The organism is Variovorax sp. GrIS 2.14 (assembly GCF_046115955.1).
Classification (GTDB): Bacteria; Pseudomonadota; Gammaproteobacteria; order Burkholderiales; family Burkholderiaceae_C; genus Variovorax.
Genome location: NZ_JBJXIA010000010.1, coordinates 1 through 25,982, shown reverse-complemented (window position 1 = coordinate 25,982; position 25,982 = coordinate 1). Strand labels below are relative to the sequence as shown.

The window sequence follows — 25,982 nt, the reverse complement described above, 5'->3', positions numbered from 1 at the left end:
AATGCCGGCCAGTTAAACCAGAAGCGATTTCAACGGCACCGCCACATCGGCCACCGCGGCCGGCTCGGGGTTGCGCTGCGCCTCCATCAGCTTGCGGCTCATCATGTGATCGACCGGCGCGTTGGCCGACTCGACGCACACCAGTTGGCCATCGACGTAATGGAACAGCGAGAAGGCATTGGGGTTAGCGCCTGGACCTGGCCTCCGCACCGTAACCTGGCCCGGTGTGCTCTCGTCCGGCACCAGCCCGACCATCTGCAATCGCATTCCGCCCTGCTCCGACCAGAACCACGGCAACGCATCGTGCGGCCGCGGCGCGCCAGTGAGCGTGGCGGCCGCGGTGCGTGCCTGCTCGTTCGCGTTGGCGACCGATTCGAGCCGCAGCGCACGGCCGGCGCGCCGGTCCGGAAAGCGCGTGCAGTCGCCGATCGCCAGCACCGCCGCGTCGCTGGTCTGCATGTGCGCGTCGACCACGATGCCGTCGGCGCATTCCAGTCCGGCCGCCTCGGCCAAGGTCGTTTCGGGCACCGCACCGATGCCGAGCAGCAGCAGGTCGACCGCCACCTTGACGCCATCGATCTCGATCGACTGCAGGCGGTCTCCAGAGATTTCGAAACCGCCCACCTTGGCGTTCAAAACGATGTCGATGTCGGCCGCGCGATGCACCGCCAGCACATGCGCCGACAACTCGGGCGAGACGGCGCGGCCCATCAGCCGAGGCGCGGCTTCGACAACGCGGACCGTCTTGCCCATCGCCTTGGCAGTGGCCGCCACTTCGAGTCCGATGAAGCCGCCGCCGAGCACGATGACGTGCTGCGCCGACGCGAGCTGCGTGCGCAGGCGATGCGCCTCGTCGGCCGCCCGCAGCGTCGCGACATTGGCAAGGCCATCGGGCAAGCCGGAAAGACGACGCGCACGCGTGCCCGTTGCGAGCACCAGTCGTTCCCACGGCAGTACGGCGCCTGAGCGCAGCGTGACGGTGTGCGCAGCGCGGTCGATCGCCGTGGCCTCATTGCCGAGATGCAACGTGATGCCGGCCTCGCGATACCAGTCAGCGGCCTTGTGCGGCTGCGTCGTTTCTTCAGCGCTTTTCAGGAATGCCTTGGACAACGGCGGCCGGTGATACGGCTCGCAAGGCTCCTCGCACACCAGATGCACACGGGCGCCCTGCCCGGCCTCGACCAGCGAAACGCACAGCTGCGCCGCCGCGTGACCGCCGCCGATGATCACGATGTCGTTCATTTTGTTCACGTTGTTCATTTCGCTCATGTCACTCACCCCGCCTCTCCCCGGTTGCGCATCCAGTCCGCCGTCTTGAAAAAGGAGTCGCGCAGCCGCTCCCGCAGCGCTTCGTCGACGCCCGTCTCACCCATCGCCTGGTCCATGCACGCGAGCCACTGGTCGCGCTCCTTGATGCCGATGCTGTGGCCGCCGATGCTCTGCGGCAGATGCCGCGCACGCAGCATCGGGTTACCGAACCGGTCGGTGTAATGCTGCGGTCCGCCGAGCCATCCGCACAGGAACCAGAAGAGCCGCTGGCGCGCGTTGTCGAGCGTGTTGCCGTGGACCGCGCGCAGCACTGCATAGGCGGGCTCGATCTCCATCAGGTCGTAGAAACGGTCGACCAGCGCCTTTACTTTTTCTTCACCGCCGATCCACTCGAAGGGTGAGTCGAACTTGGGTTTGTCTTCAATCTGCATGGGGTCGATTGTCGTCGTCACCGTTTAACGGTGTTCGACGGTGTCATTCAGCCGCGCGGCGCAATGTCTCCACTACCGGCCGACGCAGCACTTCGCGCAGTCCCCACCAGCCGGCCGTCAAGGCCAGCACCGCACCTGTCAACGCGCCGCCCAGCGGCACCAGCGGCGACGCGGTCCAGGTGAACTCGAAGACGTAGCGCGCCAGCGCCCACCCGATGGCCGACGCCACGATGCTGGCGAGCAGTCCGGCCAGCAAGCCGACGCCGATCAGCTCGGCCCGCTGCACTTGCCGCAGCAAGCTGGCGCGTGCACCGACCGCGCGCATCACCGCGAACTCGCGCGCCCGCTCTTCGCGCGTCGCAGTCACCGCAGCGAACAGCACGACGAGCCCGGCTGCCAACGTGAAGCCGAACAAGAACTCGACCGCGCTGATGACCTGGTCGAGCACACGCTGCACCTGCGCGATGGTCGCGCTCATGTCGACGTTGGTGATGTTCGGGTAGCTGCGCACCAACGCATTGTCGAAGCCCTTGACCGGCGGCGCTCGGAATGCGGCGAGGTAAGTCGCCGGCACATCGGGGAGCGTCGCGACCGTGTACATGACGAAGAAGTTGGCGTGCAGCGAGCCCCAGTCGACCTTGCGCAGCGAGGTGATGCGCGCATCGCTCGGGATGCCGCCGACATCGAAGCGCAGGGTGTCGCCGAGCTTCAGCCCGAGCGTTTCAGCCAGGCCTTCTTCGACGCTGATCTCACCCTTGGCATCGGGCGTCCACTTGCCGGAGGTGATGGTGTTGTGCGCCGGTGCGTCGGCGCTGTTGCTGAGGTTGAACTCGCGATCGACCAGTCGCTTGGCGCGGTCGTCGGCATAGTCATCGGGCGCGATCGGCTTGTCGTTGATCGCGATCAGGCGCCCGCGAATCATCGGGTACCAGTCGAACTTGGACACGCCCGCATCGCGCAGCGACTTCTGGAACGGGTCGCTCTGCTCGGGCATCACGTTGATGACGAAGCGGTTGGGCGCATCGGGCGGCGTCGCCTTGCGCCAGCTCGAGACGAGGTCGGTGCGCAGCAGCACCAGCAAGATGAGCGCGAGCAGTCCGACGGCCAGCGCACTGACCTGCACCACGGCGTACACGGGGCGCGCCGAGATCTGCCGTGTCGCCAGCACCAGCCAGCGTGGGGCCGTGGTCTCGTTGACACTGCGTCGCAAGACCTTGACCGCAAGCCAGCTCAACGCCGCGAACAACGCGACCGCTGCAGCAAAACCCCCGACTGCGATGAGCCCGAGCTTGATGTCGCTGCTGGCGGCGAGCAGCAGCGCAGCGAAGCCCAGCACGCCGACAGTGAGCACAGCGATCGACGCCGGCTTGAGGCCGCCCACATCGCGCCGGATCACCCGCAGCGGGGGCACCTTGGCAAGCTGCAACACAGGCGGCAGGCCGAAGGCGAACAGCAGAGTCAAACCCATGCCGAAGCCGAAAGCGACGGGCCATAACGTGGCCGCCGGCAGCGACGCATCGACCAGTCCGGCGAGCAGCGCGACGAAGACGTAGTGCACGCCGAAGCCGATCGCAACGCCGAGCCCGCTCGCCACCAGACCGATGATCAGGAACTCGAATGCGTACGCCATGGCGATGGTGCGCTGGCTCTGCCCGAGCACCCGCAGCATGGCGCAGTCGTCGAGATGGCTGGCTGCGAAGCCGCGCGCCGCGAGCGCCACGGCCACGGCCGACAGCAACGCGGCAAGCAGTGCCACGAGGTTCAGGAACTTTTCGGCGCGGTCGAGTGTCTGCCGCATTTCGGGCCGACCGGTTTCGAACGAGTCAAGCCTTGCGCCGCGCAGCTCGCCCTTTTTCAACGTCGCGTCGGTGAAGTCGCTGAACGACTTGACTGCCGCCGCATCGCCCGCTACGGCAAATCGGTAGTTGATGCGGCTGGCCGGCTGCACGAGCCCGGTGCGGGCGACGTCGGCCTGGTTCAGCATCACGCGCGGCGCGAAGCTCATGAAGCCGGCGCCCCGGTCGGGCTCGAGCACGACGATGCGCGCGATCTTCAATTGCGTGTCGCCCAGCAACATCATGTCGCCGACCTTCAAGCCGAGCGATTCAAGCAGCGACGCATCGACCCACACGTCGCCGGGTGCGGGGATGTCACGTGTCGGCTCGCCGGCGCCTTCGGCCGTGACCGAGGTTTGCAGGCGGCCTCGTAACGGATAGCCGGCCTCGACCGCTTTCAACGCGACCAACTTGCTGGCGCCGCCTTGGCCATCGCTGGCGCGCGCCATGGTCGGAAAGCCATAAGTGCCGGCCGCTTGCAGGCCCAACGCTTTTGCACGTTCGACGAAGGCGGGTGGCGTCGGGTTGTCGCTGGCCAGCACCGCATCGCCGCCGAGCAACTGCCGCGCATCGCGCTGCAAACCACCCTTGAGCCGATCGGCAAAGAACCCGACGGCGGTGAGCGCCGCGACCGCGAGCAGCACGGCGACGATCAAAAGGCGCAGTTCGCCCGCTCGCAAATCGCGCCAGAGGGTGCGCCAGCCAAGGCGAAAAGAAGCGTTCATCTAGTGACGATAGCCGACGTGGCCGGCGGAATTTGTCTGTAGGGTGATGCCACGGTGCAAGGACTTTGTTCCATTGCTAGACTAATTTGAAAAGGAGTCAAGCTTGAGCCCACGTCATCTCTTCAAAGCATTCGCCACGACCATGGGTCTGGTGGCGCTGCTGGCCTTAGGCGCCTGTGACAGGAAACCTTCGACGCCGCCGCTGCCGACCAGCGCCTCGGGGAGCACGCGTTCCGGCGAATACCCTGCCGGCATCGTTCCTGCTGGATCGGGCGATAAAGTCGATTCCACCTCGCCACACAAAGGACCGTCCGAAGGCGGCACCGCCATTGGCGGGATGACATCTGGCCAGGCTGCCACTTCGGGTAACGGCGGCGCTGCTGCGCCGACCGGGGGAGATGGCAAGGCCAAGTGACATCCTCCACTGCGCAGACCCTGATTACGTTTCCAACTCTTTTCGAATAAGTAGAACCCCGATGAAAAACGCACCGTTCAAAAAGGCAGCCTCATGGACATGAATCGCCGCCACTTCTTCCGTGTCAGCAGTGCCGGGCTGGTCGGTTCCAGCCTGGTCGCCCTTGGTTTTTCGCCGACGGCCGCGCTGGCCGAGGCACGCAACTTCAAGCTGGCCCGCACTACCGAAACGCGCAATACCTGCCCGTATTGCTCGGTAGGTTGCGGCATCATCATGTACAGCCTGGGCGACAAGGCCAAGAACGTGATCCCGGCGATCCTGCATATCGAGGGCGACCCGGATCACCCGGTCAACCGCGGCACGCTGTGCCCCAAGGGCGCGGGCCTGCTCGACTTCGTGCACAGCCCCAGTCGGCTCAAGTATCCAGAGATGCGCGAACCCGGCAGCAACGAATGGAAGCGCATCAGTTGGGACAGTGCTTTCGAGCAAATCGCAACTTTGCTGAAGGCCGATCGCGACGCCAACTTCCAGCCGACCAACGCCGAAGGCAAGACCGTCAACCGCTGGACCACCACCGGCATGCTGTGTGCATCGGCCTCGTCCAACGAAACCGGGTACCTGACGCACAAAGCATTCCGCTCCACGGGGATGCTCGTCTTCGATAACCAGGCACGCGTTTGACACGGACCTACGGTGGCCAGTCTGGCCCCGACGTTCGGACGAGGTGCAATGACCAACCATTGGCAAGACATCCAGAATGCGGATGTGGTGCTGATCATGGGTGGCAACGCCGCGGAGGCGCATCCCTGCGGTTTCAAGTGGGTCATTGAAGCCAAGAAACAGAACAAGGCAAAGCTGGTGGTGGTCGACCCGCGCTTCACGCGCTCGGCCGCCGTAGCCGACTACTACGCACCCGTACGTGCCGGCTCGGACATCGCGTTTCTGGCCGGTGTGCTGAACTTCCTGTTGAGCAACAACAAGATTCAAACCGAGTACGTTCGCAACTACACCAACGCGCCGTTCATCGTCGGGCCGGACTACAAGTTCGAGGAAGGCATCTTCAGCGGCTACAACGCAGAAAAGCGCACCTACGATGCGAAGTCGTGGGGCTATGCGCTCGACGACGCCGGCATGGCGAAAGTCGATATGACCATGCAGGACCCGCAGTGCGTGCTGCAGGTCATGAAGCGTCATTTCTCGCGCTACACGCCAGAACTGGTGAGCCGCATCACCGGTACACCGCAAGACAAATTCCTGAAGGTGTGCGAGTACATCGCCAGCACCAGCACCACCGACAGGACCATGACGGTGCTGTACGCGCTGGGTTGGACACAGCACAGCCAGGGCACGCAGATGATCCGCACCGCGGCCATCATGCAACTGCTGCTGGGCAACATCGGCGCCTCGGGTGGTGGCATGAATGCGCTGCGTGGTCACAGCAACATCCAGGGCCTGACCGATCTGGGCCTGCTGTCGAACTCGCTTCCGGGCTACATGTCGCTGGCACGCGACTCCGAGCAGACACTCGACGTCTATTACAAGAGCCGCTCACTCAAGCCCTTGCGCCCGAACCAGATGAGCTACTGGCAGAACTATCCCAAGTTCTTCGTCAGCATGCAAAAGGCGTGGTGGGGCAATGCCGCGACAGCGCAGAACGACTGGGCTTTTCACTACCTGCCCAAGATCGATAAGTTGTACGATGTGTTGCAGGCTTTCGAATTGATGAGCCAGGGCAAGATCAACGGGTACATCTGTCAGGGCTTCAACCCTGTTGGCGCCTTGCCTGACAAAACAAAAATCATCGCGGGGTTGTCCAAGCTCAAGTTCCTCGTGACGATCGATCCGCTGATTACCGAAACCAGCGAATTTTGGAAGAACTACGGCGAGTTCAACGATGTCAAGACGGCCGAGATCCAGACCACCGTGTTCCGTCTGCCGGCGAACTGCTTCGCCGAAGAAGAAGGGTCGCTCACGAATTCGAGTCGCTGGCTTCAATGGCACCTGAAAGGCGCCGAAGGACCTGGCGAGGCGAAGGGCGACCTCGACATCGTGGCCGGCATCTACAACAAGTTGCGGCAGGCCTATGTCAAGGATGGCGGTGCCTTTCCTGACCCGATCGTCAACCTGACCTGGAACTACAAGATTCCGTCCGCCCCCTCCGCGCAAGAGGTTGCGATGGAATACAACGGCAAGGCCTTAACCGACCTCGTGGACCCGGCCGATTCCACCAAGGTGCTGGCCAAAGCTGGCGAGCAGCTTCCAGGCTTCGGACTGCTGCGGGACGACGGCAGCACCGCCAGCGGCTGCTGGATTTATTCCGGTGCATGGACGCAGGCCGGCAACCAGATGGCGCGGCGCGACAACGCCGACCCGTACGGCATCGGCCAGGCGCTGAACTGGGCGTGGGCATGGCCTGCCAACCGGCGCATTTTGTACAACGCGGCCGGGGCCGATCCAGCCACCGGCAAGCCGTGGATTGCCAAGCGCGGATTGATCAGCTGGGATGGCAAGAAATGGTCGGGTTCCGACATTCCTGACATTCGTCCGGATGCCGATCCGCTTGCAGTCGACGCAGTGCGTCCGTTCATCATGAATGCCGAAGGCGTGGCTCGACTCTTTGCCCCGACCGGCCTGGCCGAGGGTCCATTGCCCGAGCACTACGAACCTTTCGAATCGCCACTGGTCAACAACCTGATGCATCCGAACAGCAAGGTGGCACGCGCCAACCCTGCGGCACGCATCTTCAAGGGCGACCTGGAACGCCTCGGCGTGCCGAAGGACTTCCCGTATGTGGCAACCAGCTACCGCCTGACAGAGCACTTTCAGCAATGGACCAAGCACGTCCGCACCTCGGCCATCATCCAGCCGCAGCAGTTCGTCGAAATCGGCGAGGAACTGGCCAAGGACAAGGGCATTGCCAACGGGGATATGGTCAAGGTCAGCAGCAAGCGTGGCTTCATCAAGGCGGTGGCGCTGGTGACCAAGCGCATCCCTGGCTTGCAAGTCGACGGACGCACCGTGCACACGGTGGGGATGCCGAACCACTGGGGCTTCACAGGCTTAGCCAAGCCGGGCTATCTGGTCAACACGCTGACGCCTTTTGTCGGTGATGCCAACACGCAGACGCCTGAGTACAAGTCGTTTACCGTGAACATCGAAAAAGCTTAATCCATGTCCTCACTTCAAACTCTGGACATCGCCGCCCGCTCGGCCACCACGCAACCTTCGCCCGACGTGCGGCATCGTCCGGCCGTAATGGAGGTTGCCAAACTGATCGATGTATCGACCTGCATCGGCTGCAAGGCCTGCCAGGTCGCGTGCATGGAATGGAACGACCTGCGCGACGAGATCGGTGAAAACGTCGGTAGCTACAACAACCCGAACGACCTGACGCCCGCCTCGTGGACCGTCATGCGCTTTGCCGAAGTCGAGCCCGAACCCGGCAAGCTCGAATGGCTGATCCGCAAGGACGGCTGCATGCATTGCGAAGACCCCGGTTGCCTGAAGTCCTGCCCTTCACCGGGCGCGATCGTCAAATACAGCAACGGCATCGTCGACTTCATCAGCGAGCATTGCGTCGGCTGCGGCAACTGCGTCACGGGCTGCCCTTTCGACGTGCCACGCATAAGCAAGGGCGATAACAAAGCCTACAAGTGTTCGTTGTGTTCCGACCGCGTGGGCGTGGGCCTGGAGCCGGCGTGCGTCAAGGCCTGCCCGACCGGTGCGATTCACTTCGGCACCAAGGAAGCCATGCACGAGTACGCGGACGAGCGCATCGTCGACCTCAAGGAGCGCGGCTTCGCCAATGCCGGCGTGTACGACCCGGCCGGCGTGGGTGGCACGCACGTCATGTATGTGCTGCAGCATGCCGACCGGCCGGGCCTTTACAGCGGCCTGCCGAAAGACCCGCACATCAGCCCGTTCGTCTCGTTGTGGAAGGGTGTGGCCAAGCCACTGGCGGTGCTGGCGATGGCCGGCGCGGTGGTCGGCAGCTTCTTCCACTACATGAAGGTCGGGCCGATCGAGCCGAAAGAAAAAGCCGGCATCGACGGCGACGCCAGCGGTGACGTGGAGATCATTGAAGGGCCGCCGCCACCGCCTAACGATGCGGCACGCATTGCGCTGGCAAGGTCTGGTCCGTCTTCGCGTGCCGATGTGCCGCCTGTGGAATAAGGAGCACGCCATGACGATTCGCTACCTGCGCCGCTACCCGGACTCGACCCGCCTGAACCATTGGTTCGTCGCGATGATGTTCGTCGCCGCAGCCCTCTCGGGGCTGGCCTTCTTTCACCCCAGCCTGTTCTTCCTGAGCGGACTGTTCGGCGGCGGTCCGTGGACGCGTGTGCTGCACCCGTTCATGGGCGTCGCGATGGTCCTGGGGTTCGCCTTCCTGTTCTTCACGGTGTGGCGCGACAACGTGCTGAATCGCGTCGATGGCGAGTGGATGAAGAACGCGCCGAGCATGTTGAAGGGCGACAAGTCCAAGATGCCGCCGGTCGGGAAATACAACGCCGGGCAAAAGCTGGTGTTCTGGGCCTTCGGGGTCAGCCTGGTGCTGCTGTTTCTCACCGGCTTCATTTTCTGGAGCCCCTGGTTCGTCGGCTTATTTCCGATCACGCTGCGGCGCATCGCGGTGCTGGTGCACGCGTTCTCGGCCATCGTGCTGATCCTGTCGGTCATCACTCACATCTATGCAGCGATCTGGGTCAAGGGCACGATGCGGGCGATGACGCGCGGCACGGTGACCGAAGCGTGGGCCAAGCTCAATCACCCGCTGTGGCACCGCGAAATGACCGGGAATGACAAGCCGTGAATAATCGGCTCCGATGACAAGCAATACCGGCAACGCTCCTCCTGTCCGCAATATTCGGGTTCTGAGTGCTGAAGAAATCGCCTTGCAGGCCGGGCGGCAAATGCCGTTCGTGCGCCTGCCCGAGCGCCTCAATCTGTTCTCCGACCGGCAACTTCGGCTGCGTCAGCTCGCCGCGTCGCACCCAATGCGCGAGTACCTGGTCTTCATCGCAGACCTGGCAACGGCACAGCACGAAGTGCTGCAAAACTACCCGGCGGTCGCACTGCCGGATACCGAAGCCTGCCAGGCCGCCGCCAAAGCCTTGAAGCCGCCGATGCCGGCCTTCGGCTGGCCGCGCGATCCGGTTTGGCGAGATGGCCTGCGGCGGCTGCTCGGCGTGTTCAGGGAGCGACTGACCGCGGGGCCGGCGCGCGACACCGTCGACCGGTTGCTCGTCAGCCCCGAACATTGGATCGAGCACCAGGCCGATCACTTGTCGCGTCGCATCACCTTAGGGCTCGATCTGGCGACGGCACCGTTGATCGCTGCCGGCCTGCAGACGTACTGGGCACAGCTGGCGATGCTGACTGCCGACACGCACGGCGAACGCGTCTTCGGCCAAACCGAGCCCGCGACCGAATGCCCGTGCTGCGGCAGCGTGCCGACCACGAGCATCACGCGCATCGGCGCTGAAGACTCCGGCTTTCGCTATCTGCACTGTTCGCTGTGCAGCACGCAGTGGCATTTCGTTCGCATCAAGTGCACGCATTGCGAGAGTACCGAAGGCATCCATTACCAGGAGCTGGCGGTCGAACAAGGCGCTGCGCCGCGGGCCACCGCTGGGTTGCCGGGCGCAAAAGCGGGCGCCGTCAAGGCCGAATGCTGCGACACCTGCGGCCATTACCTGAAGCAAGTCTCGATGGAGAAAGACCCCGAGGTCGAACCCGTCGCCGACGACCTCGCCAGCGTAGCGCTCGACTTGCTTGTATCCGAAGCCGGTTTCGAGCGCAGCGGCCACAACCTGATGCTGCTCTTCGGCGACCCTGAGCCGAGTCCGCCAGACCACGACGGCGGAGGCGGCTGATGGCCGCGCCCGAAGAGTCCGTGGTCCACGGCTCGAAGGCAAGGCCACAGGATCTGCCCTCGGTCGACTTGCTGTTGCGCGGTGCAACGGCAAGCGCTTTGCTTCACGAGCACGGTCACACGCTGGTGGTGAAGGAAGCGCGTGCGCTGCTGGATGGTTTGCGTGCGCAAGCAGTTGCCGGTACGTTGCAAGCACAAGCAGTAAAGCCCGAAGCCGTCGCCGATGCGCTGACCGCTCGCGTGCGAACACGCCTCGCACCGCGCATGCAGGCCGTACTCAACCTCACCGGCATCGTCATCCATACCAACTTCGGTCGTGCTCTGCTGGCCGACGCAGCGCTGCAGCACATGCTGAAGCTCATGGCGTCACCCAACAACCTCGAATACGACCTGGCGTCCGGTGGCCGTGGCGATCGCGATTCGATCGTCGAGGAACTGCTCTGCACGATCACCGGCGCAGAGGCTGCGACGGTCGTCAACAACAACGCGGCGGCCGTGCTGCTGACCATCGCGGCGCTGGCAGGCGCAACGCCCGACAAGAGCGAAGTCATCGTCTCGCGCGGTGAGCTGGTCGAGATCGGCGGCGCCTTTCGCATGCCGGACGTGATGGCGAGCGCCGGCGCGCGCATGGTCGAGGTCGGCACCACCAACCGCACCCATCCCGCCGACTACGAGCGCGCCATCAACGACCGCACTGCACTCGTGATGAAGGTGCACACCAGCAATTACATGGTGCAAGGCTTCACCGCGACAGTCGACGAAGCCGTGCTGGCGCCCATCGCCCATGCGCGCGGCGTGCCGCTCGCCACCGACCTGGGCAGCGGCTCGCTCATCGATCTTGCGCACTACGGCTTGCCGCGCGAGCCGTTGCCGCAAGAGATGCTGGCGGCCGGCTGCGATGTCGTCACCTTCTCCGGCGACAAGCTGCTCGGTGGTCCGCAGGCGGGCTTGATCGTCGGCAGCAAAGAGGCTGTCGGCCGCATCCGCAAGTACCCGATGAAGCGCGCGCTCCGCATGAGCAAGCTGCCGATGGCTGCGCTCGAAGCGACTCTCATGCTCTACCTGCGGCCCGAGCGGCTGGCACAAGACCTGCCGACGCTGCGCCTGCTGACGCGGCCGGCCGACACCATCCGTGCACTGGCGCATGCGGTTCGAGGGGCGGTGGCGGACGCGGTCAGCCCGCGCTTCACCGTCGAGGTGGTCGAACTGCTCGGCCAGATCGGTTCGGGCTCATTGCCGGTCGAACGCCTGCCTTCCGCCGGGCTTGCGCTGGCACCTGCGGGCACGTCGAAGAAAGGCATCGGCACCGCGCTCGATGCGCTGGCGACCGCGCTGCGCAGCCTGCCGCTGCCGGTGATCGGCCGCATCGCGGATGATCGGTTGTTGCTCGACCTGCGGTGCCTCGAAAACAGCGCGCCCTTCGTCGACCAGTTGCCCGCCCTGCGCGAGCGGCTGCAATAGACCCCACTTCCGCCCGATTCATCCCATGTCCCATCTCGACCTGCTCACCCCCATCCTCACCGACACCCTGGCGCCACTGGCCCAGCGCACCGACACCGAGGGCCGCTTTCCGCGCGAGGTGATCCGGGCTTTGGGCAGTGCGGGCCTGCTCGGACTCGTCTCCGCGACCAGCGTGGGCGGCATGGGCAAGGGCCTTGCAGAAGCAGTGCAGATGGTGTCGCGCATCGCGCAGACCTGCCCGTCGACGGCGATGGTCGTCTGCATGCACTACTGCGCGACGGCGGTCATCGAGCAACAGGGCAACGAGTCGGTGCGCAAGGCCATCGCCGCGGGCAAGCATCTCAGCACGCTGGCTTTCTCCGAAGCCGATTCGCGCAGCCACTTCTGGGCGCCCACCGGCACCGCACGGCTCGACAATGGCGACCAGGGCGACGCTGTGGTGCTCGACGCGCGCAAGAGCTGGGTCACATCGGCCTTCGAAGCCGACAGCTATGTGTGGTCGAGCAAGCCGCTCGCGGCCGAAGGCGCCAGCACGCTCTGGTACGTGGAAGCCAAGGCGGCAGGGCTCAGCCAGCCCTTCAAGTTCGATGGACTCGGCTTGCGCGGCAACGCATCGACACCTGTCACCGCCGAAGGCGTCCGCGTCGCGGCGACCGATCAGTTGGGCGAAGACGGCAAGGGTTTCGACACCATGATGGGCGTCGTGCTGCCATGGTTCACCTCGCTCGCCGCGGCGTGCTCCGTCGGCCTGATGGAAGGCGCCATGTCGCGCGCCATCGGCCATGTGAGCCAGACGCGCCACCTGCATCTCGACAGCTCGCTGGCCGACCTGCCGACCATCCGCGCCTACCTGGCACGCGGCCGGATCAAGACCGACATGGCGCAGGCGCTGCTGGACGACACGGTGGCCGCCATCGGTGCCGGCCGCGCCGACACCATGCTGCGCGTGCTCGAAGTCAAGGCCGCTGCCGCCGAGACCGCGCTCGAAGTGACCGACATCGCGATGCGCGTGTGCGGTGGCGCCGCCTTTCGCAAGGAAGCCGGCATCGAGCGCCTGTTCCGCGATGCACGCGCATCGAGCGTGATGGCGCCGACATCCGACGTGCTGTACGACTTCATCGGCAAGGCCATCACCGGCCTGCCGCTGTTCTGAACATCGACCAATCACTGAAAGAACACCGCATGTCAGAACAAACTCTGGTGATAGGCGCAGTCGCCTACGCGCCCAAGGTCGTCACCATCTGGGAAGGCTTCAAGGCCTTCTTCATCGCGCACGGCCTGCCCTTCGACTACGTGCTGTATTCGAATTACGAACGACAGGTCGAGGCGCAGTTCGATGGCTCGATCCACCGCGCGTGGAACTCGCCGCTGGCGTGGGTGCGGGCCGACCGCATCGCGCGCAGCAAGGGGCTGCAGGTGAAGTCGGTCGCGATGCGCGACACCGACATCGACCTGCGCTCGGTGATCGTCGTGCGCGCCGACAGCGACATCGAGAAAGCATCCGACCTGCGCGACAAGACGATCGGCGCAGGCGCGCTCGATTCACCCCAGGCCACGCTCATTCCACTGGACCAACTGCGGACCGAAGAAGGCCTGATCCAGCGCGACGATTTCACGCTCAGGATCTTCGACGTGCTCGGGGGCAAGCATGGCGACCACATCGGCGGCGAACGGGATGCGGCACGCGCGCTGATGGCCCACGAGGTCGATGCGTGCTGCCTCATCGCGGGCAACCACCTGGCCTTCGGCCTCGACGGCACGCTGCCCGCCGGCAGCACACGCATCATCGCGAGCACAGCGCCCTTCGACCATTGCAACTTCACGACCAGCCCCGGCGCGCCGGAACGTCAGATCGAACACTTCGTGACGTTGCTGCTGTCGATGCGCTGGGACGACCCGCTGGTGCGCCCGCTGCTCGAACTCGAAGGCCTGCGCGAATGGCGCACCGGCCGCACCAGTGGCTACGCGCAACTCGAACGCGCCGTCGACAACGAAAAGTTCTACAGCCCCGATGGCCGCATCCTCAACACCGACTATCGATATTGAGTCGCTCGGGCTCGAACAAGGCGCCCTGCTGCTCATCCGCCGTGCGCTGGCCGAGGTGCCTGCGACCGGCGAACTGCGTGTGCAAGGCACGGCGCCGGCCTGGGATATTCACCTGGAAGCATGGTGCCGGCAGCAAGGGCACGGCGTGCGCTTCGACAAGGGCGAGTCCGGCGCAACGCAGGCGCTGTTGACACGCGCATCGCACGCCGAAGGGCGCTGGCATGGCGCGCAATCTGCAAGCGACGCGCCGGCCGAAGACGCCCTCGCTGGCTGGGGTCTGGCCGCACGCGGAGCCACGGTCGAAGCCGGCAGCCCGCCCTTCGCCTTCACGCTGCATCGCCGCAACGAGCTGTGGGCAGAGACCGCCGGCGCGCTCTACGCGCAAGCCGCCGCAGCGCAATGGGATCCGGCCACTGCCGTCGATTGGGACGCACCGTTCGACCTGCCGCCCGCCGTCGAAGCAGCCGTGGTGCAGGTCATGACGTACCTGATCGAAAACGAGAACGCCGCGCTGCTGGTGCCGGCGCGGCACCTCGGCCAGATCCATCCGCACTACCGCGAAGTGCTGCAACTGCTGGCGCTGCAATGCGCCGACGAGGCGCGACACATCGAAGTGTTCACGCGCCGCGTGGCCTTGCGCGGCGGCAAGCCTGCGTTGTCGACCGCGGGCGGCCAGGCCAGCTTGCAGTCGCTCTTCGAGGCGCCGGATTTCTCGATCGCGACCTTCCTGCTGTCGGTGCTCGGTGAAGGCAGCTTCATCAACCTGCTCAACTTCCTGCATGCGCACGCGCCCGATCCGGTGACGCGGCAGATCGCCCGGCTGGTAGCGCGCGATGAGGCGCGGCACGTGGCCTTCGGTATGGCGCACTTGGAGTACCGGCTGGCCGAGGAGCCCGACTACCAGATCCGTTTGCGCAATGCGATCGAGCAGCGCTACGACGCGCTTGCCAACAGCGCGGGCCTGAACGAAGAAGTGTTCGATGCGCTGGTGCTGCTGGCCGCCGGCGAGCTCACGGTGCCGGCCATCGCGCGCGGGCACGAGGCCGTGCAGCAACTCAAGCGCGAGATGTCTGCCGGCCGGCGTGCGCGGCTCGGGCGGTTGGGCTTCGAGCGTGCAGAAGCAGATCGCCTGGCTGACATGCACACGCGCAACTTCATGTGATGGCCAGGCGCGCGTCATGATCATCGGCACCGCAGGTCACATCGACCACGGCAAGACGACGCTGGTGCGCGCGCTCACCGGTGTCGACACCGACCGGCTGCCGGAAGAGAAGCGGCGCGGCATCTCTATCGAGCTGGGCTACGCGTACCTGCGCACTGCCGATGACGTGTCCCTGGGCTTCGTCGACGTGCCTGGCCACGAGCGCCTGCTGCACACCATGCTGGCCGGCGCCACCGGCGTCGAGCACGCCTTGCTGGTGGTGGCGGCCGACGACGGCGTGATGCCGCAGACGCGCGAGCACCTGGCCGTGGTCGCGCTGCTCGGCCTGCAACGAGGGACTGTCGTCATCACGAAGATCGATCGCATCGATGCCGCCGAACGCGATGTGCGCGTGGCACAGGTGCGCGCCGACATCGATGCCCTGCTCGCCGACACCTCGCTCGCAGGCGCGCCGGGCTTCGCGCTGTCGGCAACGACGGGCGAAGGCATAGATGCCCTGCGCAACCACCTGGTCGCCGAGGCAGCCCGTGTTGCTCCTTCCCTTCCCGGGCGAAGGCAGGAATGGGGGCAAGCAACCAACGATCCCCAAGCCTTCCGCCTCGCAGTAGACCGCTCCTTCACCCTCCCCGGCGTTGGCACCGTCGTCACCGGCTCGGTCATGGCCGGCCACGTCCGCATCGGCGACGAACTCATCCTCGTCCCCGGCGAGCGCAAGGTGCGCGTGCGCGGCATCCACGCGCAGAACGAGCAAGCCGAGTCCGCGCATGTCGGTCAGCGTTGTGCCCTCGCGCTGGCCGGCGTTGCCAAAGAAGAGGTCCATCGCGGCCAGTGGGTTTGCGCGCCCGGCATCGCGCTGAGCACCGAACGCATCGACGTGCAGCTCACGTTGTGGCCCGGCGAGGCGCACGCACTGCGCTCCGGCATGACCGTGCACACGCACCTCGGCACCAGCGACGTGATGGCTTCGGTCGCATTGCTCGACCGCGATGTGCTGGCACCCGGCGACACCGCGCTCGCGCAACTCGTGCTGCGCGAACCGATGACCGCATGGCACGGCGACCGCGGCGTGCTGCGCGACGCATCCGCAGTGCGAACCATCGCAGGCGTGCGCGTGCTCGATCCCTTTGCGCCCGTGCGCTATCGACGAACTCCGGAGCGCCTGCACGCGCTGGCAGCGTGGGCGCTGGACGAGCGCGCCGCGCTCGTGGCGGCGCTCCTCGCCAGCGCCCCACTCGGCATCGATGCAGACCGCGTGACGCGTGCGCTCGCGCTGCAGCCAGATGTGGCGTTGCCGTTGCCAGCCGATGCCGTGCGGCTGGCCGGCGCATCGACTGCAAGCGCGCTGAACACCGGCGCACTCATCGCCGGCACGCACTTCGCTGCGCTGCAACAGCGCATCACCGACCGCCTCGCAGAATTCCACGCCACATCGCCCGAAGAGGTCGGCCCCGACCCGCGCCGCCTCAAGCGACTCGCCGCACCACGCACCGGCGATGCGTTGTGGCTGCACGCCGTCGAAGCGCTGCTCGACCACGGCGCATTGGCACGCAGCGGCCACTGGCTGCATCTGCCCGCGCATGCGGCCGTGCTCAGCGCCACCGAAGAGCGGCTGGGCCAAAAGCTGTTGCCCGTGCTTGCAGACGGCGGCTTCGATCCCGCCTGGGTGCGCGACCTCGCCAAAGGCTGCGGCGCATCGGATGCGGTCGTGCGCCAGACCCTCGCCAGCCTGGCGCGGCGCGGTCTGACATTCCAGGTGGTCAAGGACTTGTACTATCCAGCAGCGACGATCGAGCGGCTGGCCGCACTGGCACGCGACTGCCTCGCCTTGCCCGAAGGCCTGCAAGCCGCGAGCTTCAGAGACGCGACCGGCCTCGGCCGCAAGCGCGCGATCCAGCTGCTCGAATTTTTCGACCGCGTCGGCTATACGCGACGCGTCAAGGATGTGCATTTGCTGCGGCCCGATACCGTGATGTTCGGTGCGTCGGGCAGCAGCAAGCCTGCTGCGTTGTCGTCGTCGACATGAATCGTTCCATGAGCAACAAGACATGGAAGGGAATCGTCCCTGGTGGGGCGGCCGGGCTTCAAACCCGGTGGGTGGCGCCACGCGTCGCCGGGAGGGTTCGACTCCCTCTCCCTTCCGCCCTCGGTCCAGCGAGACGGTAGCGTTCTCCTGTTGCCGGAGACCAGCGCTCGGCGTCAAGTCCGACGCGGCACGGCGCGGTGCCGAGGCAAGGTGTTTTGGATCGTTCTGACGAAAAGGTCGGCAACGCTTCCAACGTCCATACCTCGGGCACCTAGTTGCCTGCCCCACGCAAGGAATCCCCATGTCTGCAACATCACCGTCCCCCGACGCGCTCGACAACGAATCGCTGCTAGAGCAAGCGAGACACGAGGCCCAGCAAAAGATTGCTGAGCTGCACCTCGAAGAGGGCACCGTGAAGTCCGAAGGCGGACAGAACTCGCCCAGCCCCGAAGACGTCATTCCCCACCAGGCGCCCGAAGAGGCGCCTTGAGACCAGACCGGTAACCATCCGTCAAACCCACGATGTCGATACAACCAGACTCTTACGAAGTTCGCAGGCGCGACGTGCTCGCGAGCGGCCTTGCCACTGCCGCCGGCACAGTGCTGCCCCTTGCGGCGAGCCGTGCGCAAACGGCAGAAACATCTGCACTTAAAGGCGCGGGACCCCTGCCCATGATGCCCATCGAACTCAAAGTCAACGGCCAGAGCCACGCCCTCGACCTCGACACCCGCACCACCTTGTTGGACACGCTGCGAGAACACCTCCATCTCACCGGCTCCAAGAAGGGATGCGACCACGGGCAATGCGGCGCCTGCACCGTGCTGGTCAACGGTCGACGCATCAACAGTTGCCTGACGCTGGCAGTGCTGCACGACGGCGACGAGATCACGACGATCGAAGGGCTGGGAGCACCCGGAAAACTGCATCCGATGCAGGCTGCCTTCATCAAGCATGACGGCTTCCAGTGCGGCTACTGCACGCCAGGCCAGATCTGTTCCGCAGTGGGTACGCTGCAGGAAATCAGGGCCGGCATACCGAGCCACGTGAGCGTCGACATCAAGGCCATCCAACGGGCCACGCCGGAAGAAATCCGTGAGCGCATGAGCGGCAACATCTGCCGCTGCGGCGCCTACGCCAACATCCTCGACGCCATCCAGGAAGTCGCCGGAGACGCCGCATGAAGCAGTTCACTTTCGAGCGGGCCACGACGCCCGCAGGTGCGGCCGCGTCGCTGGCCAATACGCCCGGCGCCAGGCTTATCGCAGGCGGCACCAACCTGCTTGACCTGATGAAGCTGCAGATCGAAACGCCGACGCACCTCATCGACATCAACCGCCTGAACCTGAGCCAGGTCGAAGACATGCAAGGCGGCGGGTTACGTATCGGCGCGCTGGTCCGCAACACCGACCTTGCTGCACACCCGCGCGTGCGTGCCGACTACGCCGTGCTCAGTCGCGCTTTGATGTCGGGCGCCTCGGGCCAGTTGCGCAACAAGGCGACGACGGCAGGCAACCTGCTGCAACGCACGCGCTGCCCCTATTTCTACGACACGACCAAGCCTTGCAACAAGCGCCAGCCGGGCTCTGGCTGCTCTGCGATAGGCGGCTTCGATCGCAACTTGGCGATCTTGTCGACCAGCGACCAGTGCATCGCAACGCATCCGAGCGACATGGCAGTCGCCATGCGCCTGCTCGACGCCTCGGTGGAAACGGTGCGGGCCGACGGCACGCGACGCGCGATTTCGATCGCCGATTTCTATCGCCTGCCCGGCACCACGCCACAGGTCGAAAACACCCTCGCGCGCGACGAAATGATCACCTCAGTAACGCTGCCGGCGCCGTTGGGCGGCAAGCACATTTACCGCAAGGTGCGCGATCGCGCGTCGTATGCGTTTGCGCTGATCTCGGTGGCGGCGGTGGTCCAGCCCGATGGGCGGGGGCGCTTCGCCTATGGCAGTCTGGCGCCCAAGCCGTGGCGCGTCGAGGCTGCCGAATCGCAGGCCGATGCTGCGTCGATTGCGCGCGTCACGCTCGCAGGCGCACGCACCAGTGAACACAACGCGTTCAAGTCGCTGCTGGTGGAACGAACGCTGGCCTCTGTGCTGGCGGAAGCGAGGAGTTGAAATCATGAAGTTCGATCAACCCGCGACCCGCAATCCGATCGACCGTCTCAAGGTGGTCGGTAAGCCGTACGACCGTATCGACGGCCCACTGAAAACCACCGGCACCGCGCCCTACGCCTATGAGCGGCACGACGTGGTGCCCAACCAGGCTTACGGCGTCATCCTCGGTGCTGCCATCGCCAAGGGGCGCATTCGGCGCCTCGACACCAGTGCCGCGCGCGCGGCACCCGGCGTGATCGCCGTGGTCACCCATGAGAACGCCGGCAAGGTCAACAAGGCCAAGGCCGTCACCGCCAAACTGATGGCGGGGCCCGACATCGATCACTTCGATCAGGCGGTGGCGATCGTGGTGGCCTCGACGTTCGAGCAGGCCAGAGCGGCCACGCAGCTCATCGTGGTCGAGTCCGACCGTCTCGAAGGCCGCTTCGACCTGGCCAAAGAACGTGCCTCGGCCGTGAAGCCGAAGATGGACGACCCGCCGGACACTGCCGTCGGCAATTTCGCCGAGGCCTTCGCGAACGCCCCCGTGAAGGTCGACCAGACCTACACCACGCCCCACCAGAGCCGTTCGGCGATGGAGCCGTTCGCCAGCATCGCGTCTTGGCAGGATGGCAAGCTCACGGTGTGGACCTCGAACCAGATGATCGCCTGGGCCCAGCGCGATCTGGCGGAAGTGCTCGGCCTGCAGCCGGCGGACGTCCGTGTCGTGTCGAGCTATGTCGGTGGCGGCTTCGGCTCCAAGCTGTGGATTCGCAGCGACGTCGTCATGGCGGCGCTGGCGGCACGCGTGGCCGGCCGACCGGTCAAGGTGGCGCTCGCGCGTCCGCAAATTCCCAACAACACGACCCATCGCCCCGCGACGATCCAGCGCATCCAGCTGGGCGCCGGTAACGACGGCAAGCTGGTCGCGATCTCGCACGAGAGCTGGTCCGGTGACCTGCCCGGCGGTCAGCCCGAAACCGCCGCGATGCAGACGCGCCAACTCTACGCGGCTGACAACCGCATCACATCCCACCGTCTCGCCACGCTCGATTTGCCCGAAGGCAACGCCATGCGCGCACCTGGCGAGGCGCCTGGATTGATGGCGCTCGAAATCGCCATGGACGAGCTGGCTGAGCGCCTGAAGATGGACCCTGTTGCGCTGCGCATCGCGAACGACACCCAGGTCGATCCCGAGAAGCCCGGCCGTGCGTTCTCGCACCGCGACCTCATCGGCTGCCTGCGCATCGGTTCGGAGCGCTTCGGTTGGGACCAGCGTCGTGCCACGCCGGGCCAGGTGCGCGACGGCCGATGGCTGGTCGGCATGGGCATGGCCAGCGCGTTTCGCGGCAACATCACCATGAACTCGGCGGCGCGCGCGTCGCTGGACGGCAAGGGCGTGGTCACGATCTCGACCGACATGACGGACATCGGCACCGGCAGCTACACGATCATTGCGCAGACCGCGGCGGAAATGCTCGGCGTGCCGCTCGAACAGGTCGTCGTGCGGCTGGGCGACTCGGACTTCCCGGTCTCGGCCGGATCGGGTGGGCAATGGGGCGGCAACAGTTCGACGACCGGTGTGTATGCGGCCTGCATGAAATTGCGCGAAGCCATCGCCCGCAAGGCCGCCCTGATGGCGGGCGATGCGCGCTTCGACGAAGGCAAGATCATTTCGGGCAGCCGCAGCGTCACACTCGCCGAAGTGGCGGGCCGGCAAGGCATCACGGTGGAGGACGGCATCGAGTTCGGCGACCTGGCCAAGACCTACGCGCAGGCCACCTTCGGTGCGCACTTTGCGGAAGTCGGCGTCGATGCGGCCACCGGCGAAGTGCGCGTGCGGCGCATGAGCGGCGCCTTCGCGGCCGGCCGCATCCTCAACCCGAAGACGGCCCGCAGCCAGGTGATCCGCGCGATGACGATGGGACTCGGCGCAGCGCTCATGGAAGAACTGGTCGTCGACACGCGTTATGGCTACTTCGTCAATCACGACCTGGCCGAGTACCACGTGCCGGTGCACGCCGACGTGCCGAAGCAGGACGTGTTCTTCCTCGACGAGGTGGACGACAAATCGTCGCCGATGAAGGCCAAGGGCGTCGGTGAGCTGGGCTTGTGCGGCAGCGCGGCGGCCATCGCCAATGCGGTCTACAACGCCTGTGGCGTGCGGGTGCGGGACTATCCGCTGACGCTGGACAAGATCATCCGGTCGTTGGCTTAGCGTCTAAACGCCGGCCGCAAAACAGTTTCAACATAGCCACGGTGTCAACAACCGGCTGGTCCCACGTCCAGCACCTCGGCGGGCCGCGCGGCTTTCTCGAAATGGTCGACGACAAGGCGCCGGCCTTTGCCGACTACAGCGGCAACCGCCAGTACATCAGCACCGGCAACCTGGCCACCGACGATCGCGCTTGCCTATTCTTGATGGACTACGCGGGGCGGGCACGACTGAAGGTTTATGCACGCCTCGAAGCGGTCGCGCTGGATGCCTACGCGGCGTTCACGGAACTCCTTACGTTGCCGGGCTACAAGGCCAAGCTGAAACGCATCTTTCGCGTGCGGTTGGAGTCGTTTGACTGGAACTGCGCGCAGCACATCACGCCGCGCTTTACGGAAGAAGAGGTGGCCGATGCTGTGCGGCCGCTTCGGGAAAGATTGGGAATGGTGGATTCAGAAATTCAAAGTTTTGTGGACTGACGGCACCTGTTGTTGCATCTTTCGCCGCGCAAACTAAACTGCTCCGGACAGCCAAAGCCTCGATCCTGCCAGGCCAGTTCAGCGCCATGGAGTTCATCTCGCCGCACTCCGCGCGACAGGATTTTGTTTTCACGGTTACCGCCCCTGCGGACATGCCACTGGACGTGCAAACCATCGACCTACCGCATGTGCAGGAAACGCTGGCCGATGGCCGGGTGAAGCATGTCTTTAGCAGCGACAACGTTAAGGCGGTCGCGCCCGAAGCAGGCAGCGTGGCGCGAAGCGACTACAGCCCGAGGATGGTCGTCAGCACCATGGCCGACGGTGCCGCCCTTGCCACCGCCTACGGTCGTTTGACTGGCGATGTTTCTGCGCCCACTGCGCGCGTCGTTGCGCTGGCGGATCAACTGACCCAGGGCGTGTCGGACCCTCGCAAACAGACCGAGGCAATCTACAACTGGGTGCGTCTGAACATCCGCTATGTGAACGTTGTCCTCGAACGCGGTGGCTTCACTCCGAGACCGCTCGACAGCATTCTTTCGAACGCCTATGGCGACTGCAAGGACCAGGCGGTCTTGCTCGGCGCATTGCTGCGCGCCAAGGGAATCGACAGCACGCCCGTGTTGATCGGCGCGGGCAACGCGTTCTGGATGCCGCGCGCCGGCACACTCCAGGCGTTCAACCACATGATCACTTACGTGCCACAGCTGAACCTGTACTTGGACAGCACGGCACGCTACAACGCCTTTGGCACCTTGCCTTTCGCCGACGGCGGCAAGCAGGTGCTCCATGTGAAGTCGGGCCAATGGGCCAGCACCCCGCTGTCCGACGGCGGGTTGACGGCGGTGAAGCAGGTGATCGATGTCGCGCGAGATGAATCGGCCGCCGTCAAGACTTCCGTTCGTGGCACCGGCTTGGGTGCCGCCACATTGCGCGGGACATTCGCGGCGATGCAATCGATTTCCGATGCGCAGGTGGTGACGTCAATGCTCGCCCAAGCAGGCGCCAACGGCACGGGCGTACTGCGCCGGCCTGACCTGCGTGCAGACAGCGCAGAAGCAGAATTCGGCCTGGACTACGACACAAAAAACTTTCTGGACTTGCCCGGACCCGGTGCGATCCGCATGCCCCCGTCAGGCTTCAATGCCCTGGCACCCTGGGTGGCATCGCTGAGGACGGAGCGCCACTATCCCTACGGTTGCCCCAACGGCGAAGTCAGCGAGACAGTCGAGCTCAAGCTGCCCGACAACGTGCGCCTACTGCGAGACCCGCCTTCCGAACACCACACGCTCGACTTGACCGGCAGCCGCATCGAGTATCGGCAGACAGTTCAGCGAGAAGCCGGATCACTCAAGCTCGTGCGGACCATGACGATGGTCGCGACGCAGCCGGTGTGTGCGGGGACGGACATGGAAGCGCAAAAGGTGTTTGCACAGAAGGTGGAGCGGAGTCTTCGGACGCAGTTCCTGTATGAGTGATGCGGGCAAGCAAGCCAATTCTGCAAACCTCAAACGCCTGAACCGAGTTGCTCAAGCTGGGCCAGTGTGTCTACCAGGAAGGTCTGGTCGATCGTGAAGCCGTATTGAAGCTTGTTCGTCCAACTGATTGAAGAAATGTCGCCGGTCACTTCAATGCCGCCGCGACCGTTTCCAGTGAGAACGACGTTGATTTGCGATTCACATGGGTGAAGTTCAGCCGTTCCCTGAAGCGTGTCGTACGGCACTTTGAGTTGCTGCTCGAATTGAGCGAAGTCGATCGGTTCCAGGAACGCGTTGACTGAGGAATTGAAACCAGGGACAGCGACACTTGCCCGCATTTCATACCAGCCATCAGTCACTTCGTGCGACAGGAGTTCGAAGAGAACGTATTCAGACCCGTCGCCGATTCGAATCTGATTCATTCGTAGTGACTCCACATTCGAAGCACGCGAACGATGCGCTCCTTTTTGAAGACTTGATAGACAAGACGGTGCTGGATGTTGATCCGGCGAGAGAAGGCACCGTCGAGGTCGCCGACGAGCTTTTCATAGGGAGGTGGATTTTGAAAAGGATCTAACGCAAGTACTTCGAACAGATCTAGGGCCTTGGCCTTGAAGCCTGCGCCGGCAAGCTTTTTCGCGTCTTTGAGAGCGTGTTTAGCGTAGACCAACTCCCACATCACCAAGCAAGCTTTCGTGCGCTTTTGCCCAGCGGTTCCGCCATCCCCTTCTTGATTGACTCACGCATGCCGGGGATGGACAGCAAGTACAGCGTTTCCTGTATTGCCTGCCAATCATCAGCAGAAATCAACACTGCGCTGGCGCGTTTGCCCGAGATAAGGATGGGCTGGTGCGATTCACTGGTTTGATCAATCAGCCGATAGAGACTTGCACGTGCTTCGCTTGCAGTGATTGGGGTTGTCATCGTATTCTCCGAGAGAGTCCTTAATCGTACGAAAAAGCGTACCGTCAGTCAACTTTCATTCCTTTAACAAAATCTGCGCGCCTACCAGCTCATATCGTCGTGGTCTCAATTGGCACACTTGGCGATGTGAATCCATTCATCAGCCTTGGGCAGGCCCTGCAACGGAGAGGACACCGGATCACGTTCCTGGCCCCGGCCGTTCATGAGGAACTAGTTCGAGAGGCTGGATTCGCGTTTCATGCGCTTGGGAGCCGCGAGGACTATTTCGCTCTCATCAATAATCCCGACCTTTGGGATTCACGGAAGGCGTTCGAAACGCTGTGGCGCGGTGTCCTTTCCATCTTGGTGAAGATCCCGACCTTCGTCAGAGCCTTGCCAGCAGATGAGCAGTGCCTGCTGCTCACTCATCCCTTCGCGCTGCCCGCGGCATCGCTGGCGCGGGCTGAACGGCCCGACTTGCCGATCGTTGGCGGCTATCTGGCGCCGGCGAATATGCGAACCCTCCACGATCCTCTGACGATAGGGCCGATTGGTATTCCTGCGTGGCTGCCGATGAGTTGGCGTCGTTGGATCTGGAACAGCATTGACGCCAAACTAATCGATCGGATCGCCGTCCCAGACTTGAACAAAGAGCGTCAACGCAATGGGCTTGAGCCAGTGGCGCACCTGGTCGAGCATATGCATACCGTCGCGGATCTTTCGCTGACCTTGTTTCCGTCGTGGTTTGCCAAGGACCAGCCGGATTGGCCGCAACCGCGCCACAGCGGGGAGTTTCCGCTCTTCGATCCGCATCCGGAACATGAGCTGTCTGATGAAATTCGCCACTTTCTCGCGAACGGTGATGCGCCGATCATTTTCACTTCAGGAACCGGACACAAGCACGGCAGCGCCTATTTTTCCAGGGCATTGGACGCAGTCACTCGACTTGGTCGGCGTGCGATCTTCTTGACGCCATTTCAAAAGCAGTTGCCCACCGCTCTTCCGGGTGAGGTGCTGTGGCAATCGTACGTACCCCTTCGACGCCTTCTTGTTCATGCGGCGGCCATCGTTCATCATGGGGGAATAGGAACCACCGCTGAGGCCTTGCGATCTGGAATCCCGCAGGTGGTTGTGCCTTTCGCACATGACCAGTTTGACAACGGCGCTCGTGTGGAGGCGCTTGGGGTCGGCCACTCGATCAAGGCGGCAAGCGCATCAGGCCGAGTTCTTGAGTCCACGTTGGCCTCGTTGCTGTCATCGGACTCGGTCAATGCGCGATGCAAGGCTGCCGCGATGCGCCTAGCGAAAGCTTCAGATACCGTACCCATCTGTGAAGCAATTGAGGGCGTACTCCTCGCGCGCTCAAAGAAAGCCGATCTGATTTGAATGGAATGGCAGCTTTTGGATGGAATTTTTTATGAATCTCTTGCGTAGACCGGTTGAGTCTGCCTTCTGAAGCTGGCGTTCAGAGCCTGTCCTGAATTTTGTGTTCGAGGCATAGCATGACCCCAAGGAGCATGTATGCCGACGAGCAAGACGAAGACGAAGAACGCGGCGATCGCC

The 25,982-nt window shown here is 64.2% G+C and carries 23 protein-coding genes and 1 tRNA gene; 18 read left to right on the top strand and 6 right to left on the bottom strand.

Features of this window, described 5'->3' with window-relative positions; translation table 11 throughout:
• Positions 1 to 12: 12 nt before the first annotated feature.
• The 3 genes from RCH10_RS16645 to RCH10_RS16635 are packed head-to-tail and all read right to left on the bottom strand — an operon-like array spanning position 13 to position 4,260.
• Complete coding sequence (locus tag RCH10_RS16645) at positions 13 to 1,242, bottom strand: NAD(P)/FAD-dependent oxidoreductase (RefSeq protein ID WP_409053370.1); 1,230 nt, start codon at positions 1,240 to 1,242, stop codon at positions 13 to 15.
• A gap of 32 nt (positions 1,243 to 1,274) precedes the next feature.
• Positions 1,275 to 1,700, bottom strand: a complete 426-nt coding sequence (locus RCH10_RS16640) for a group II truncated hemoglobin (RefSeq protein ID WP_409053234.1) — start codon at positions 1,698 to 1,700, stop codon at positions 1,275 to 1,277.
• A 43-nt stretch (positions 1,701 to 1,743) separates the two neighbouring features.
• Positions 1,744 to 4,260: an ABC transporter permease gene (locus RCH10_RS16635; RefSeq protein WP_409053233.1), complete on the bottom strand. Its 2,517-nt coding sequence runs from the start codon at positions 4,258 to 4,260 to the stop codon at positions 1,744 to 1,746.
• 103 nt (positions 4,261 to 4,363) lie between these two features.
• Between RCH10_RS16635 and RCH10_RS16630 the strand changes: the two genes are divergently transcribed.
• The 17 genes from RCH10_RS16630 (at position 4,364) to RCH10_RS16550 (ending at position 23,516) form a co-directional block, all read left to right on the top strand.
• Entirely contained in the window at positions 4,364 to 4,675 is a 312-nt protein-coding gene (locus RCH10_RS16630; RefSeq protein ID WP_409053232.1) for a hypothetical protein, read from the top strand.
• Between the two features lie 93 nt (positions 4,676 to 4,768).
• Positions 4,769 to 7,843: a formate dehydrogenase-N subunit alpha gene (gene fdnG / locus RCH10_RS16625; protein WP_409053231.1), complete on the top strand. Its 3,075-nt coding sequence runs from the start codon at positions 4,769 to 4,771 to the stop codon at positions 7,841 to 7,843.
• A 3-nt stretch (positions 7,844 to 7,846) separates the two neighbouring features.
• Positions 7,847 to 8,848: a formate dehydrogenase subunit beta gene (gene fdxH / locus RCH10_RS16620; RefSeq protein WP_323495451.1), complete on the top strand. Its 1,002-nt coding sequence runs from the start codon at positions 7,847 to 7,849 to the stop codon at positions 8,846 to 8,848.
• Between the two features lie 10 nt (positions 8,849 to 8,858).
• The gene (locus tag RCH10_RS16615; RefSeq protein WP_409053230.1) at positions 8,859 to 9,488 is read left to right on the top strand and encodes a formate dehydrogenase subunit gamma; all 630 of its coding nucleotides are present in this window, start codon (positions 8,859 to 8,861) and stop codon (positions 9,486 to 9,488) included.
• A 13-nt stretch (positions 9,489 to 9,501) separates the two neighbouring features.
• Positions 9,502 to 10,551 carry a formate dehydrogenase accessory protein FdhE gene (gene fdhE / locus RCH10_RS16610; RefSeq protein ID WP_409053229.1) on the top strand — a complete coding sequence of 350 codons (1,050 nt, stop codon included), beginning with the start codon at positions 9,502 to 9,504 and terminating at the stop codon, positions 10,549 to 10,551.
• Complete coding sequence (selA, locus tag RCH10_RS16605) at positions 10,551 to 12,011, top strand: L-seryl-tRNA(Sec) selenium transferase (RefSeq protein WP_409053228.1); 1,461 nt, start codon at positions 10,551 to 10,553, stop codon at positions 12,009 to 12,011. The genes fdhE and selA overlap by 1 nt, the downstream gene beginning before the upstream one ends.
• Positions 12,012 to 12,036: 25 nt before the next feature.
• Complete coding sequence (locus tag RCH10_RS16600) at positions 12,037 to 13,164, top strand: acyl-CoA dehydrogenase family protein (RefSeq protein ID WP_409053227.1); 1,128 nt, start codon at positions 12,037 to 12,039, stop codon at positions 13,162 to 13,164.
• 29 nt (positions 13,165 to 13,193) lie between these two features.
• Positions 13,194 to 14,057, top strand: a complete 864-nt coding sequence (locus RCH10_RS16595; protein WP_409053226.1) for a phosphate/phosphite/phosphonate ABC transporter substrate-binding protein — start codon at positions 13,194 to 13,196, stop codon at positions 14,055 to 14,057.
• Positions 14,023 to 15,219 (top strand): ferritin-like domain-containing protein, encoded by a 1,197-nt coding sequence (locus tag RCH10_RS16590; protein ID WP_409053225.1) that lies wholly within the window; start codon positions 14,023 to 14,025, stop codon positions 15,217 to 15,219. Before RCH10_RS16595 ends, RCH10_RS16590 begins: the two co-directional genes overlap by 35 nt.
• A 16-nt stretch (positions 15,220 to 15,235) precedes the next feature.
• Positions 15,236 to 17,242 (top strand): selenocysteine-specific translation elongation factor, encoded by a 2,007-nt coding sequence (gene selB, locus RCH10_RS16585; protein WP_409053224.1) that lies wholly within the window; start codon positions 15,236 to 15,238, stop codon positions 17,240 to 17,242.
• Between the two features lie 24 nt (positions 17,243 to 17,266).
• Positions 17,267 to 17,359, top strand: a tRNA-Sec gene (locus tag RCH10_RS16580).
• A 184-nt stretch (positions 17,360 to 17,543) separates the two neighbouring features.
• Positions 17,544 to 17,732 carry a hypothetical protein gene (locus tag RCH10_RS16575; protein WP_409053223.1) on the top strand — a complete coding sequence of 63 codons (189 nt, stop codon included), beginning with the start codon at positions 17,544 to 17,546 and terminating at the stop codon, positions 17,730 to 17,732.
• Between the two features lie 32 nt (positions 17,733 to 17,764).
• Entirely contained in the window at positions 17,765 to 18,424 is a 660-nt protein-coding gene (gene paoA, locus RCH10_RS16570; RefSeq protein WP_409053222.1) for an aldehyde dehydrogenase iron-sulfur subunit PaoA, read from the top strand.
• On the top strand, positions 18,421 to 19,365 hold the full coding sequence (locus RCH10_RS16565; RefSeq protein WP_409053221.1) for an FAD binding domain-containing protein: 945 nt from the start codon (positions 18,421 to 18,423) through the stop codon (positions 19,363 to 19,365). Before paoA ends, RCH10_RS16565 begins: the two co-directional genes overlap by 4 nt.
• A gap of 4 nt (positions 19,366 to 19,369) precedes the next feature.
• Positions 19,370 to 21,562 (top strand): aldehyde oxidoreductase molybdenum-binding subunit PaoC, encoded by a 2,193-nt coding sequence (gene paoC, locus RCH10_RS16560; protein ID WP_409053220.1) that lies wholly within the window; start codon positions 19,370 to 19,372, stop codon positions 21,560 to 21,562.
• Positions 21,457 to 22,038, top strand: a complete 582-nt coding sequence (locus tag RCH10_RS16555) for a pyridoxamine 5'-phosphate oxidase family protein (protein ID WP_409053219.1) — start codon at positions 21,457 to 21,459, stop codon at positions 22,036 to 22,038. The genes paoC and RCH10_RS16555 overlap by 106 nt, the downstream gene beginning before the upstream one ends.
• A gap of 164 nt (positions 22,039 to 22,202) precedes the next feature.
• Positions 22,203 to 23,516, top strand: coding sequence for a transglutaminase-like domain-containing protein (locus RCH10_RS16550; RefSeq protein WP_409053218.1), 1,314 nt, complete (start codon positions 22,203 to 22,205; stop codon positions 23,514 to 23,516).
• A gap of 29 nt (positions 23,517 to 23,545) precedes the next feature.
• Here RCH10_RS16550 and RCH10_RS16545 read toward each other — a convergent pair whose 3' ends face one another.
• Genes RCH10_RS16545 through RCH10_RS16535 form a run of 3 tightly spaced genes read right to left on the bottom strand, consistent with a single transcriptional unit; the run spans position 23,546 to position 24,440 of the window.
• Positions 23,546 to 23,938: a hypothetical protein gene (locus RCH10_RS16545; RefSeq protein ID WP_409053217.1), complete on the bottom strand. Its 393-nt coding sequence runs from the start codon at positions 23,936 to 23,938 to the stop codon at positions 23,546 to 23,548.
• Positions 23,935 to 24,195, bottom strand: a complete 261-nt coding sequence (locus RCH10_RS16540; RefSeq protein ID WP_409053369.1) for a Txe/YoeB family addiction module toxin — start codon at positions 24,193 to 24,195, stop codon at positions 23,935 to 23,937. Before RCH10_RS16540 ends, RCH10_RS16545 begins: the two co-directional genes overlap by 4 nt.
• Positions 24,195 to 24,440 (bottom strand): type II toxin-antitoxin system Phd/YefM family antitoxin, encoded by a 246-nt coding sequence (locus RCH10_RS16535; protein ID WP_409053216.1) that lies wholly within the window; start codon positions 24,438 to 24,440, stop codon positions 24,195 to 24,197. The genes RCH10_RS16540 and RCH10_RS16535 overlap by 1 nt, the downstream gene beginning before the upstream one ends.
• Positions 24,441 to 24,539: 99 nt before the next feature.
• On the opposite strand from RCH10_RS16535, the gene RCH10_RS16530 reads away from it, so the two are divergent.
• Positions 24,540 to 25,805 (top strand): glycosyltransferase, encoded by a 1,266-nt coding sequence (locus RCH10_RS16530; RefSeq protein WP_409053215.1) that lies wholly within the window; start codon positions 24,540 to 24,542, stop codon positions 25,803 to 25,805.
• Positions 25,806 to 25,982: the final 177 nt, after the last annotated feature.

Coding starts and splice junctions, on each gene's coding strand:
- RCH10_RS16645 (WP_409053370.1), bottom strand. CDS start 1,242: ATGAACGACATCGTGATCATCGGCGGCGGTCACGCGGCGGCGCAGCTG.
- RCH10_RS16640 (WP_409053234.1), bottom strand. CDS start 1,700: ATGCAGATTGAAGACAAACCCAAGTTCGACTCACCCTTCGAGTGGATC.
- RCH10_RS16635 (WP_409053233.1), bottom strand. CDS start 4,260: ATGAACGCTTCTTTTCGCCTTGGCTGGCGCACCCTCTGGCGCGATTTG.
- fdxH (WP_323495451.1), top strand. CDS start 7,847: ATGTCCTCACTTCAAACTCTGGACATCGCCGCCCGCTCGGCCACCACG.
- RCH10_RS16615 (WP_409053230.1), top strand. CDS start 8,859: ATGACGATTCGCTACCTGCGCCGCTACCCGGACTCGACCCGCCTGAAC.
- fdhE (WP_409053229.1), top strand. CDS start 9,502: ATGACAAGCAATACCGGCAACGCTCCTCCTGTCCGCAATATTCGGGTT.
- selA (WP_409053228.1), top strand. CDS start 10,551: ATGGCCGCGCCCGAAGAGTCCGTGGTCCACGGCTCGAAGGCAAGGCCA.
- RCH10_RS16600 (WP_409053227.1), top strand. CDS start 12,037: ATGTCCCATCTCGACCTGCTCACCCCCATCCTCACCGACACCCTGGCG.
- RCH10_RS16595 (WP_409053226.1), top strand. CDS start 13,194: ATGTCAGAACAAACTCTGGTGATAGGCGCAGTCGCCTACGCGCCCAAG.
- RCH10_RS16590 (WP_409053225.1), top strand. CDS start 14,023: ATGGCCGCATCCTCAACACCGACTATCGATATTGAGTCGCTCGGGCTC.
- selB (WP_409053224.1), top strand. CDS start 15,236: ATGATCATCGGCACCGCAGGTCACATCGACCACGGCAAGACGACGCTG.
- RCH10_RS16575 (WP_409053223.1), top strand. CDS start 17,544: ATGTCTGCAACATCACCGTCCCCCGACGCGCTCGACAACGAATCGCTG.
- paoA (WP_409053222.1), top strand. CDS start 17,765: ATGTCGATACAACCAGACTCTTACGAAGTTCGCAGGCGCGACGTGCTC.
- RCH10_RS16565 (WP_409053221.1), top strand. CDS start 18,421: ATGAAGCAGTTCACTTTCGAGCGGGCCACGACGCCCGCAGGTGCGGCC.
- paoC (WP_409053220.1), top strand. CDS start 19,370: ATGAAGTTCGATCAACCCGCGACCCGCAATCCGATCGACCGTCTCAAG.
- RCH10_RS16545 (WP_409053217.1), bottom strand. CDS start 23,938: ATGAATCAGATTCGAATCGGCGACGGGTCTGAATACGTTCTCTTCGAA.
- RCH10_RS16540 (WP_409053369.1), bottom strand. CDS start 24,195: ATGTGGGAGTTGGTCTACGCTAAACACGCTCTCAAAGACGCGAAAAAG.
- RCH10_RS16535 (WP_409053216.1), bottom strand. CDS start 24,440: ATGACAACCCCAATCACTGCAAGCGAAGCACGTGCAAGTCTCTATCGG.